Source organism: Streptomyces sp. NPDC030991 (assembly GCF_055571235.1).
This window is the reverse complement of the sequence record NZ_JBVIFR010000034.1, coordinates 40,714-52,082: the sequence shown is the minus strand read 5'-3', so window position 1 is coordinate 52,082 and position 11,369 is coordinate 40,714. Positions and strand designations below refer to the sequence as shown.

General features: G+C 68.8%; 12 protein-coding genes. 7 read left to right on the top strand and 5 right to left on the bottom strand.

The genetic code is table 11. From position 1 onward, the window contains the following. Positions 1 to 323: 323 nt before the first annotated feature. Entirely contained in the window at positions 324 to 995 is a 672-nt protein-coding gene (locus ACZ45E_RS37500; RefSeq protein ID WP_468230333.1) for an HNH endonuclease family protein, read from the top strand. 113 nt (positions 996 to 1,108) lie between these two features. On the opposite strand, the gene ACZ45E_RS37495 is transcribed toward ACZ45E_RS37500, so the two are convergent. Continuing rightward, complete coding sequence (locus ACZ45E_RS37495; protein ID WP_468230330.1) at positions 1,109 to 1,693, bottom strand: DUF6417 family protein; 585 nt, start codon at positions 1,691 to 1,693, stop codon at positions 1,109 to 1,111. A gap of 377 nt (positions 1,694 to 2,070) precedes the next feature. On the opposite strand from ACZ45E_RS37495, the gene ACZ45E_RS37490 reads away from it, so the two are divergent. The 5 genes from ACZ45E_RS37490 to ACZ45E_RS37470 all read left to right on the top strand — a co-directional run bounded on the left by ACZ45E_RS37490 (position 2,071) and on the right by ACZ45E_RS37470 (position 6,021). Next, positions 2,071 to 3,279, top strand: a complete 1,209-nt coding sequence (locus tag ACZ45E_RS37490; protein ID WP_468230328.1) for a hypothetical protein — start codon at positions 2,071 to 2,073, stop codon at positions 3,277 to 3,279. Between the two features lie 244 nt (positions 3,280 to 3,523). Beyond that, a complete protein-coding gene (locus tag ACZ45E_RS37485) occupies positions 3,524 to 4,240 on the top strand; it encodes a hypothetical protein (RefSeq protein WP_468230325.1) in 717 nt (238 codons plus the stop codon). Positions 4,241 to 4,456: 216 nt separating this feature from the next. Then, entirely contained in the window at positions 4,457 to 4,579 is a 123-nt protein-coding gene (locus ACZ45E_RS37480) for a hypothetical protein (protein ID WP_468230322.1), read from the top strand. Between the two features lie 3 nt (positions 4,580 to 4,582). Continuing rightward, a complete protein-coding gene (locus ACZ45E_RS37475) occupies positions 4,583 to 5,254 on the top strand; it encodes a hypothetical protein (RefSeq protein WP_468230319.1) in 672 nt (223 codons plus the stop codon). A 203-nt stretch (positions 5,255 to 5,457) separates the two neighbouring features. After that, positions 5,458 to 6,021, top strand: a complete 564-nt coding sequence (locus tag ACZ45E_RS37470) for a hypothetical protein (protein ID WP_468230316.1) — start codon at positions 5,458 to 5,460, stop codon at positions 6,019 to 6,021. 18 nt (positions 6,022 to 6,039) lie between these two features. On the opposite strand, the gene ACZ45E_RS37465 is transcribed toward ACZ45E_RS37470, so the two are convergent. After that, on the bottom strand, positions 6,040 to 7,044 hold the full coding sequence (locus tag ACZ45E_RS37465) for a hypothetical protein (protein ID WP_468230313.1): 1,005 nt from the start codon (positions 7,042 to 7,044) through the stop codon (positions 6,040 to 6,042). A 413-nt stretch (positions 7,045 to 7,457) separates the two neighbouring features. Between ACZ45E_RS37465 and ACZ45E_RS37460 the strand changes: the two genes are divergently transcribed. Continuing rightward, a complete protein-coding gene (locus ACZ45E_RS37460; RefSeq protein WP_468230310.1) occupies positions 7,458 to 8,036 on the top strand; it encodes a hypothetical protein in 579 nt (192 codons plus the stop codon). A 341-nt stretch (positions 8,037 to 8,377) separates the two neighbouring features. Here ACZ45E_RS37460 and ACZ45E_RS37455 read toward each other — a convergent pair whose 3' ends face one another. The 3 genes from ACZ45E_RS37455 to ACZ45E_RS37445 all read right to left on the bottom strand — a co-directional run bounded on the left by ACZ45E_RS37455 (position 8,378) and on the right by ACZ45E_RS37445 (position 10,914). Then, a complete protein-coding gene (locus ACZ45E_RS37455) occupies positions 8,378 to 8,941 on the bottom strand; it encodes a hypothetical protein (RefSeq protein WP_468230308.1) in 564 nt (187 codons plus the stop codon). A gap of 216 nt (positions 8,942 to 9,157) precedes the next feature. Continuing rightward, entirely contained in the window at positions 9,158 to 10,399 is a 1,242-nt protein-coding gene (locus ACZ45E_RS37450) for a hypothetical protein (protein ID WP_468230305.1), read from the bottom strand. A 113-nt stretch (positions 10,400 to 10,512) separates the two neighbouring features. Then, entirely contained in the window at positions 10,513 to 10,914 is a 402-nt protein-coding gene (locus ACZ45E_RS37445) for a hypothetical protein (protein ID WP_468230303.1), read from the bottom strand. Positions 10,915 to 11,369 lie beyond the last annotated feature (455 nt).

Sequence of the window (11,369 nt, the reverse complement as noted above, 5' to 3'; positions counted from 1 at the left end):
ACGCCTGGGCGCACGCCCCTGTACGGCGGTACACCAATGGCATGGCTGACCGTCGCGCTTATCCGAGTGATCTGTCCGATGCCCGCTGGGCACTGATCGAGCCGGTGGTTCGCCCGGGAGATCGCCGCACGCATCCCCTCAGAGAACTGACGCCTGCAGGTGGACGCCCCGGGAGCCCGACAGGCACCCTCCGCCCTGCGGGCGGAGGCGACAGCCACCCGGTCGGGGAGCATTGTTTCTCCGGTACGGCCATCTCAGGCAGCCGGGTGAGCGTGCCGGGATTCGGCTGACGTCGGGGCGCCGGGAGCGGTAGCAACGGGCGCATGAACTCCACGACGATGCGCGGCTTTGCGGCCGACGCGTTCCTTGTGCTGCCCCTGCTCGCCACCACCACCCCGGCCCATGCCGAGACCCGGGCCGGGGTGGTGCAGGTCCGTCTGCAGGACGGGATCGCGTCCCTCCCGCGCGCGGCGGAAGACCGGACGGGCTATGAGCGAACCAGGTTCCGGCACTGGGTGGACGCCGATCACGATCACTGCAACACCCGCGCGGAGGTGCTGATCGCGGAATCACGGACCGAGCCCGTCCTTGAGGGGGCGTGCACAGTGGCCTCGGGGACGTGGTTCAGCTACTACGACGGCGCCACGGTCACCGACCCTGCGAAGCTCGACATCGACCACCTGGTCCCGCTCGCCGAGGCCTGGGATTCCGGCGCGGGGCAGTGGACGCCGGCCCGGCGTGAGGCATACGCGAACGACCTGGATGCTGAGCGTTCGCTGATCGCGGTGACGGCCCACACGAACCGCAGCAAGGCTGATCAGGACCCGGCCCAGTGGCTGCCGCCGGCCGCGGAGGCCTACTGCCAGTACGTCACCGACTGGGGGACGACCAAGCTGCGCTGGAAGCTCACGGCTGACCCGGCCGAGATCACCGCGCTGAACAAGGTGGCGGATGGGTGCGGTTACGCCGCCGTCGCCTACGAACCCGCCCCCTGACGACCACCGAGAACCCTCGTTCCTCTGCAACTCCGACCCGCAGGGGCGCGGCACGCTGCCAGGCCACGACGGCGGGGACCCGGGCACCGGGCGCGACGCCGGGGCGCCCGCCCTCACGGCGCCTTCCCGCGCTGCGCCTGGGGTGTGAACCCCAGGACCCGCGGCGGGTAGATCACCCCGTAGATGCGGCCGAACCGGTTGGCCGGCCCGCCGGATGCACCGCCGTGACGTTCCAGGAAGAAGGCGCGCGCCATCGACTTCATCTGCGCGCCGTCCACGTACAGGATCCACCGGTTCGACGCCGGGTCGAAACGCGCCGACTCCACCGCCGCGGCGAAGCCGGTGCAGGGCCCTTCCACCAGCTGCTCGCCCACCGTCACGAACCGTTTCAGGATGTCCAGTTCACCGCGGCGCACAGCGACTTTCTGCAGGCCGATCTCCGGCGGCTCGTGGGCCGGCACGACAGCGCACTGGCGGGCGTAGGCTAGCACGTCGTTGCCATCGGCGGTCACCTGCACCGCCCAGTGCACCGGCCGGCCAGCTCGCGCGGAGATCTCCGCGCGGTCCTCAGTGGACGCCTCGCGCAGCAGCCCCAGCCTGACCAGCGGACCCGCGGTCCGTGCGTCCAGGCCTTCGACCGCGGACACCCAGCCGTCGTGGCTGCCTTGCGCGTCCGCGATCCGCTGGAGCAGCGTCATGTTCGCGCCCGGATTACCCACCCCATACCTCCCCCTGGCGACTGCGCACGACGCTAACGCGCAGTTCAGGTCGGGCGGGCAGAATTCGCCCAGCGTGGCCCGAACGAGCACCGCGGCGGATTGCGGCGCGCAGTGCTACCCGTGCCCGGTGCCGACAGCTCCCTTATGAGGTGTTCCGGCCAGTGCTGAGCCCGCCTTGGAGCTCGACGTCCACCGGGACCGCGACCCTCAGGCCGTCAGGCGCAGAGGGGCGTGGGTTCGAGGAGTGCCCACACCTGGCGGCCGTCGGCAGTCATCTCCGTGCCGCAGCTTGCCCAGCCTCCGGTCGCTACGGTGGACCCTGCACCCAGCACCACGTTCGGCCGATAGGAGCGACGATGACCGCCCTCGCGGGGACTGCCCCTTCTACGCCGGATCTTGCGAACCTGCGCATCGAGCTCCACCACCGCCACCGCCTGGCGGACCCCGAAGCGGGCCTGCAGGCCTGGCACGTTCGTGTCCTGGACGGCGATACCGAAGTGGGCAGTCTGCATGCGGCGCGGTGTCTGTACTACGACGCCGACAACCTGGCCGAGCGGATGACCGACCACGGTGGGCTGTGCGCGGTGGCCGCCGCCCAGCTCCTGTCACCGGACGGCGACCTCGCGCCCGAGCTGGAGGAGGCCGTCGAACAGGGCGGGAACTTCCTCATCCTGGACCGTCTGCACATTCAGGCTCCCTTCGACGACCAGAACCTGATCACCGTCGTCGTCGCCGACGTCATCGACCGCCTCAGCGACAACTACTACACGGTCGTCCTTCCGCACACGCCGCCGGACACCGGCTCGGGCATCAGGCTCCTGTCCCAGGCCGCCCGCGAACTCGCCGCCACCCCTTTCTCAACCGAACTGCAGATCATCGACACCTGCCTGGCCGCACCCGAGCAAGCGGCAGGAAGAGCCCGTGCTCGCTTCACCTCCCGCCTCCAGCACCCCCATGTCCACCTCGACACCGCAGACGAGGAACCGGAGGACGACGAGGAGGAGGACGTACTGACACCCCGAACGGCCGCCGTGCTGGCGCTGGCGGGTCAGGAACTGTCCGCGCTGGCCTGGCAGGAGGTGACCGCGCTCGGCGATGAACCGCTCCCGCGAGGCGCCGGCGGCGTATTTGGCAAACTCCCGGCGATCACGCTGCAGCGTGACGAGGCCTGGCGCAAGCAGATGGCCCGCACCTTCGACGACCTGACCGGCGACCTGCGCGCCACACCGCCCGGCGCCGAACCACGCTGCACGGGCGAGGAGATGGCCCTGCACCTGGTGATCGACCGCGCCCGGTCGATCACCACCAATCGCCCGAACACCGTCCATGACCTTGTCGCCCACTTGCCCCGCCATGGCGCCGACTACGACTGGGATGCCTGCTCAGACCTGCTCTTTGAGGACCACGACGTGCTGATGCTCTTCGACGCCCGACTCGACGGCGTCGAGGACGCACAGAGCGACATCCACCAGGCCCTGGGCATGGCCAATCTCGCAGCCGACGAGTGGTTCGCGCCGTTCAGAGCGGAGGACGCCCGCGACCCCGGCCGAGAATTCCGCCAGTAAATCCGTGCGGCCGACCCGCAATGAGCCCCGGGCACCACGCACACAATGACGTGATTAAGGCCCGCCGAGCACCCTCCAACGCCCCAAGCTCGCGGTGTGCCGCAGGCTGCCGTACCTCCGGCACACGATCACCTGAAGTTCACCGCCGCGTGAGCGCGCCCGCGGGTACGAGTTCCTTCCCGAATGGCTGAGCCAAGGGCGTGTCGACGACTGTCCTGCGCCCGGCGTGGTCAAGGCTCCGGCCATGGAGAAGGTCGAGGTTTACGTGGCAGACGATCGGTTCGACATCACCGCCCTGAATGTCACCTTCGCGGGGCTGCCCGTCGCCAGCGTGTCAACCGAGCTGGTGAGCTGCATTGGGGGCGATCTGGAGGAACTGAAAGAGGCACTGCGCGAGTACTTCGCGGACGACGCGTCGTGGTGCCGGGTTGGCAACGACGTGCACACGATGACCGACGGATCATCAGAAGTCCGACTGACTCCCCGGCCGAACGACCCGAACTGGCACGCTGACCTCCTCCATGCCGAGGGCTGGAAGAGCTCTCAAGGCGCGCGCATTCCAGCGGAGTACCGGTGGCAGTACGCCCGGTACGCCGATCGCCGGCACGAGGCCCGCGAAGGCTGCCTGCAGGCCGAGGATCTCCGTGCGGCCGCCGCCAAGGACGGTGCTGCAGGCGTCGACGAGCTGGTGCGGCACCAGCAGGCGCAGCTCGTCAAGTGGTACGCCGCCCTGGAGGAGTTCGTCTCCTCGGTGCCTGCCTCCGAGGACCTTCCCAACTGGGTCGGCCCGGTGGTCAGGGATGAACTCGCGGACTGGCACCGAACCCGCGAGTTCCTGACGAGCGCGGTGATGAAGTACCACCATGGCGACGTCGCCCCACGTCCTGACACCGTGTTCGGAAACCTGTGTTTCGCGTTCTCGACGGCCTCGTTTGAGCTGGCGCCCTCCCCCGTCGGTTAGGGCAGGCCGGGGGATCCAGCGCGACTCGGTGTCCGGCTCACCAGGGGGTGTCGGGCGTCGCTGGAGTACCGCTTCGCGCCCCTGGCTAGGCGCACGAGGATCTTCTCTCCTCGGCGACAGCAGGTGTTTGCCGGACCGGGCGTGACAAACCGCCTGTGGCTCCGTTTACCGGTGGATACAGCAGAAAAACTCCGGCACGGGTTAGGTGCGATGAGCATGAGAGCGCAGCAGAAGTGGGTAGCTGAGCGAGCGCAGCGGGCCAAGCTCTGCGAGGCCGCGGCCTTCGGCACCGTGGTGGAAACGGGCCGCTGCTTCTTCCCGCTGGGCCTGCCGGACTGAGCTATGCAGACGCGGCACGTAGCTCTCAACATCGGCAATGAGCCGATCAAGAACGTGCGCTTCACCTGGGGTGGCGACTATCCCAAGGAGCGGCGTCATCTCGAAGGGTGGGGCACCGCTGTCGAAGTACCGGCGATCGTCGCGCTCCTGGACAAAGTCGTCGCCGGTGAGCTCACCGCCGAAGGCGCCCGTGGGCTCCTCGCCCGGGTGGCCGAGGCGGTTGTCCTCGACTGCGATCCGCAGGAAGCCGACCCCATCAAGCGTGCCGTCGCTCGCTGCTACGGCGACTGCGACGAGTGCGTCACAGGGAAAGACGAGTTCGACCGTCGTATCCACCAGGTGCTTGTGCAGCGCGAGCGCTACCGTGACCCGGCTGCCCACCCCTGGGCTGTCACCCGCTCCACGCTCCACCAGGTCACCTGCCGGGAAATGCAAGCACTGGGCACCTCGTGCGGGTTCCTGTTCACGACCTCGGGTGAGATCAATCCGGAGGAGTACGGCTGGCATCTGAAATGGTTCGTGCACGACCACTTCGGGAGCATCCCCGGCGAGGGACGCACGGTGCTCGCCCGGCATGAAGCCGCCTCCTGGATCGCGGAGCGCACTGGTCCCAAGGGGGGCGAGCGCTTCAAGATGTGCGGCACTTGCCGGCCGGAGCGTCCCGATCGTGCATGACCACCCTCAGCGCCAGCGCCTGTGATGACGGGCAGCCCGGCCTGCTTCGGCCGTCGTCGCGAGGACGCCGGCCGCCCCCGCCGCCCCAGGGCGGGCGTGCGGGCCTGCTCGCAGCCGTCCGGCTCACGCCTTCAGGCCCCGGGGGCGAGTCATCTTGATGGAGCCGCCCCGTGCCAGTCGCGTCACCGAACGTAGGGAACACGGTGGAAAGCACCGCACAAGACAACCCCGTGGCCCTGGACTGGTTGGCGTTGCCCGGCCGGCGAGTTCTCCTCGACGACGGCTGGATGGAAGACGCTGACGAGGACTGGCCCGGCCGCGTGACCCGGCACCAGGGAGTGGTCAGCGCTGTCCAGCCGAGCATCACCGGCGCCATCGAGCTGACCTTGACCCTGCACGACGGACGCACGCAACTGCTGTGGCCCCTTGGCCAGTTCAGCGTGACCGACAGCGCCACTGGCGCGGTGCTGTACACGCCCACGCTCCGTCAGCGACGCCAGCTGCCCCCGGCGTTCATCGAGGCCGTCCGACGGGTCGTTCCCGGGCGCCTCGACGATCTGGAATGGGTGACGCGGACGACCTGCGTCGACAAACTCCCGCAGCAGAGGGCGAGGGAGCTGGTGGAGATTGCCGCCGAGGTGGAGTGGGAGTGCATGCGCGAGAGCGATCTTCTTGTCGACCCGGCGTCACCCGCCGCGAGGTGTGCGCAGGCAGCACGGTGGGTTGTGCAGATGTGGCAGGCCGATGCCGGCCCCACGGCTATCTGAGATCCGGCTCTCGTAGCGCTACTCCTCCTCTGCTACCGCCCGGTCCTCGCTGGCGTCCCGCATTTCGGGGGTCACGGTCGTCCTGGCATGCAGGAAGAACGGGCCGCCTCGGGCGGACAACACGGTCGGGGCGGTGGTAGCGAGGACCTGTGCGCGGTAGCGGACGCCGGTGCCGAACTGCCGGGCCTTGAGGCCGGTTGGGTTCGTCTCCCACTCCCGGTGGTGCTGCGCGACAGCGCTCAGGAGTTCGGCCTCCTCGGGGCTGGGGCCGGCATGGAGAAGGAGATCGATGATGGTGTGCACGCTTGGGGTGTCCAGGGCGGTGCTCGGCTTGTCCTCCTGGACGCTGGTGGCCAGGCGCACAAGGACACCATCGAGCGGGTCACGGCGCCAGGCGGGCGTCTCGGTGTAGGCCGCAGTGCCGGTGATCCAGGCCAGCAGTACCTCGCACTCGCGGGAGTTGAGGTCGGTGCCCAGACCGGCGAACAGCTGGTGCCACAGCAGCAGGACCACGTCACGGCGGCGCGGAGCAGAGCGCCGCTCGTAGAGGCAGTGCTGGCACAGCCAGCCCACCTCCGGGTAGGGAAACGCTTCGATGTGCGGACGGGCCCGGCCGGTGAGCGAGCCGGCCTTGATCTCATCCGCGCACAGGGCACAGTCCATCGCCACCAGGGCGTGGCGGTCAATGCGCGGCCGCGGGAGCTGGCCCATACCCGCGGGACGCTCGATGCGCGGCCGGCGCTGCAGGGTGCACGAGGCGGGGCGCTCCAGCCAGCCCCGCATGATGCCGACCGCCTCGCGCAGATCATGCTCGTCGGCCCCCGACAGCACCTTCAGCCCGAGTGCCTTGGCCAGCCGCTTGACCACACCGGCTTCGTCCAGTCCGGTCAGCGCGGCCACCGTGGGCACGCCCTGATTCGCCCACCTCTTCAGCTCGGTGCCGGGCAGCGTGCGGGCCTCGGCCAGTGTGGGGAAGTTGGCGGCGTCCTCGGCCGCGTCGAGCGACAACTCCTCGAACTGCATGGGGCGAACTCCGGGCTCGGCGGGGTGGTGAGAGCAGCTTGGCGTGCCCCGCTGACCACGACGTGCCTCGTTCACTCCATCGGAGCCAGCTCTGGCCCCGATGGAAGGCGACGCCCGTGCGCAGGATGACGCCCAGATGCGAGACGCAACTACTGGAGACAGCCTGGCCTGCCACCTCGAGCGGGTCCGCGTCGCTGGTGCGGTAGGACGCCGGCTTTCGCCGGGCGAACCACTCTTTCGGCACGGTGCCTGCGGCCAGGTCTCTTTCGTCCAGGCCACGACTGCGTCGTCGTCGTGCTCGATCGCACGCCGGGCAGGCTGTGGCCAGCTCCAGCCGTGCCGCGCAGGGCGCAGTCGTGCCGCTTCACGCAAACACCGCCCCGGACCGTCAGCCACCACGAGAGACTGCCGCCATGTCCGTCAAAATGACCACCCAGCCCTATCCGCCCGGCACTCAATGGACCATTACCGGCCGGCACGGACACACGCAGACCGCGGAACTCGCTCTGTACGCCGAGCCCGACTACTCCACCATCACGGACGACTACCGCCCCGACGAGATCACCGCCACCGAGCTGTGGCGGATCTGGGTCGACAAGGCCGCCCACCTGGCTCACCAAAAGTGGCCGGACCTGTACCGGCCCGGTGAGGTCACGATCTCGTGGACCGTCACCACCGCGAAGGTCACGGGCATCTTCGAGGCGGCACCGTACATGCGGCCACTGCCGCAAGACCCAGAGCTGGTGCGCTTGTTCGGCCCGCACGAGGAAGAGGACTTCCTCACCCACTACCGGCCCCCCACCCACGTGGAGACCGGAGAGCCGCTCAACTGGCTGCGGCTACCTGTCCTGGACCGCGGCTGGAACGCCACGGCGGCGGACAAGGGCGGGTTCATCCAGGAGGTGACGGGCTGGAAGCCTGCACCCTTGCAGCCAACGATGGACGTGGTGCAGATCGGGCGGGCAGCGGGCCTGTACGTTCCGTCTCTGTAGGTGCCCCCCTTCATGCGGGGCCCACATATTCGCCTCGTCCACTCCGGTGCTCGCGGCCGCGACAGCGACGCCCCCGCGGCCGTCGCACGGAGCGCCCGGCCCGCGAGATGGTCGATCTCGTGCACGGTGGGGAACTCGGCGACGGCGACGGCCGCCTCCAGAGAAAGAGGCTCACAGGACATGGAGAGCTGACCGTCCGTTGCGCAGGTCTGCTGCCGGCTTACGTGAAATGACCCGGTCGCATACGCCGATACGGCCGGTCGTCCAACGGGGTGAGAGGCGGGCGGAACAGCTGACGGCGCCGGGCGGGGACTCACGCGGCGGGCGCTTTGGGTGCGGGGTCACAGGGGTAAAGGGGCGGGCCGGTTGCTGAGCAGGGTGGGCTGGTCACTGTGTTTCATGATGTCCAGCCGCCACAGCGCCCGCCGCGCGTAAAGGTCGGCGTCGAGCTGCAGCGGGTTCTGCCGCCACTCCTGCACGTGATGGGCGACAGCGTGCAGCACAGCGGTCTCTCGGTCGGCGGGTGCGGACAAACCGACCTGCGGCGCTGGGCACAGGGCGGTGAGCACGGCCTCGGCGCAGGTGAAGGGAAGCTCTGTCGAGACCAGTTGTGCGTCGGCGAAGCCGATGAGAAAGCCTCGTGCCTTGTCGAGCAGCGCAGTGGAGGAGGCGGGCTGCTGCGGCAGCCAGTCGTCCAGGAGACGCGCTTCGGCGTTGTTGAGCGAGACGGGAGCTCCGGGCACGAGGTGATGAAACACGCGCAGGATGACGTCCAGCCGGCGGGGGGTGCTGCGCCGCGGCCCCAGACAGTGCCCGCACAGCCAGCCCATCACCGCGTACCGGTCGCCCCCGCGGTGAGGAAGCCGTCCGAGCGTCCCGCCGATTTCGACCAGGTCGGCACACAAGCCGCACACTGTGTCGTGAGGCGCGGCGGTCAGACGGACCGGCTCGGGAACCAGCGCGAAATCCGAACGCTGCTTGCGACGGGAGTAAGGCGCGACGAACGCCGCGAACGCACTCGGGTTCCTGATCCAGCGCTGGGCAAGGACGAGCGTGTCACGCAGCTCCTCAACACCGGCCTCAGCCCGGCGAGCAGCTCCCGTGGCCTGGGTCAGCAGAGTCTAAGCTTCCGGGAACGACGTCCCCGTGGCCGCGACCAGCCGGCCCACACAGGCATTGAGCGCCTCGCGCAGCGCGGAGCCGCCCATCGCGTGGATCTCCTCTTCCGGCAGAAGCACGGAATCGGCAGGCCCGCTGGGCAGCAAGCTGAGGTCGACAAGCCACTGACGGGCCAGGTCAAGCCCCTGGCCGAGGTCCTCAAGGGTGAACTCCCCGCGGTGACGCCGCTGCACCGCACGGTTGAGCAACGTATTGATCTCGCGAGCCGGCCGACGCGCGGCCTTCCCCACCTGCGCGGCCTGCACATTGAGCAGTTGCCGCGCCCGGGCGTAGGTGATCAGCACCCGAGGTTGGCACACCTGGCATGACTCACCGGCAGCCGGCGCCGCCCGCGTGCCGCACTCCCGGCAGATGAAGCCGGGGCACTGGCCACACAGCACATCCGCATCCTCGGTGACCTCTACGAATGCGCCTACGGGAAGATCGGCTCGCATCTGATCTTCCAGAGAGAAGCACGTACCCAGACAGCGAATGTACGCCTGGGCCATCCCCTCCTGATCAACCAAACTCTCCCGCACGACCGGGTGCGTGCCACCGACCCGCGGCCCCGAATCCGGCCCGGCCGACACCCCAAGGAACAGGACCTCTGCGGCACGGAAAGCTTCGAGCAGTCGGGGGCTTCCGCTCTGATCATCCTTGTGGGACTGCAGACACCCGCACGCCAGATTCTCGGCGAAACCGCCGTACGCGGCGCCGAACAGACCGCACTGAGGACAGAGAGTCCAGCGGTAGAGCCCGTCGTTGTGGGTGTACATCCCGGCATGCTCGTTGCTCATCCAGGGGCTGACGTCTGCCCCGGGAGAGCTGTACGGGAAGGAGCCCAGGTGCAGCAGAGCCCCGCCCTGCCACTGCTCGGAGACGTCGAAGGGGACGAAGGACACGCCCTCAGGAGGACAGCGGTCCTCCCAGTCCTCCTCGAACATCCCGAACCACTGCTTGCCGTCGACATCCCCCACGGCACAGCACGCAAACCGCTCCCACCACACCGGCGCACTCTCAGCGGCATGGAACCACAGCCGCTGCTCGGGCAGCCAGAACGCGGGCGTACACGTGGCGCTCGCGGTATCGGTCTCGAACACCATCGGCTCGTAGGCATACGGCACCTCCAGGTAGTCGAAGAAGACCGACCACCTGGCATGCAAGGCGCTCCTGTACCTCGTCGTCACAACCTCGTGCACGGCCATCCTCACGCCCTACTCGCTGGGGAACGAAGTCGATGGACACCACCATGAAGCGCCTCGGGCCCGACGACCCCCCGCAGTCACTGGACCGGGCCCATAACTCCGCCCGTCAGGGGCTACCCACGGCAGCAGGTTGTCGACCGGCGGGCGGCGGGATCGCGCAGCTCCAGCAGCCGGGCCAGGTGGTCGACGAGCTCCGCATGGCGGGGCAGCCCGTAGAGCACCCGGTAGTGGACGAGGTCCGGCTGCTGGGCCAGCGCGGTCTCGATCGCCGCCAGGTAGGTCTTCTCCCGCGACCGGCTGCCGGTGACGACCAGGTGCTCGCGTGCGCTGGCCACAACCTCGACCATCGCCTCGATCAGATCGCTCCAGCGAGTGAGGACCTTGACCACCTCCGTGGTCCCAGAAGTCTCCAGCGCGCTGGTTGCCGCCCCGTCCTGATGGGCGAACAAAACCTCGGGCCGCTCCTTGTACAGGCGGCAGAGCCCGGCCCGGTTCCGTTTCCCGGTCCGGTGCATGAGCTTCGCTGTCCGCGATGGACAGAGCTTTCCTTGCGACAGGGTTGACGCTGACGCGACCCGCGATGCTGCGGTAACCGGAACGGGCGACGCACGAAGAAGAACCGATGCCTGCAACCGCTCGTTGCACCGGTTACTGATAGGGCGCGCATGGATCAGGAGCGTGAGCGTCATGCCACAGGCACACACGTCCTCCCCGGACGGCAGCGTGAAAGTGACGACCGTCTTCGACGGGCAGATCTGGGCCGAGCACGAGGACGGGTCACGGTGTCCGCGGACAGGCCCCAGCAAGCACCGCCAGCGGCCACTGGACAGCCGTTGTCCGGGCAGAGTCCGCTACATCGCCCGGTGCCGAAAATGCCAGTGGGAATGCGCAGGGACTTCAGCCGGGTCCGTCCGCAAGGACTCCAGGCGGCACGCGGAGGACTGCGACCGGCAAAACGCGCCCAGGCCGA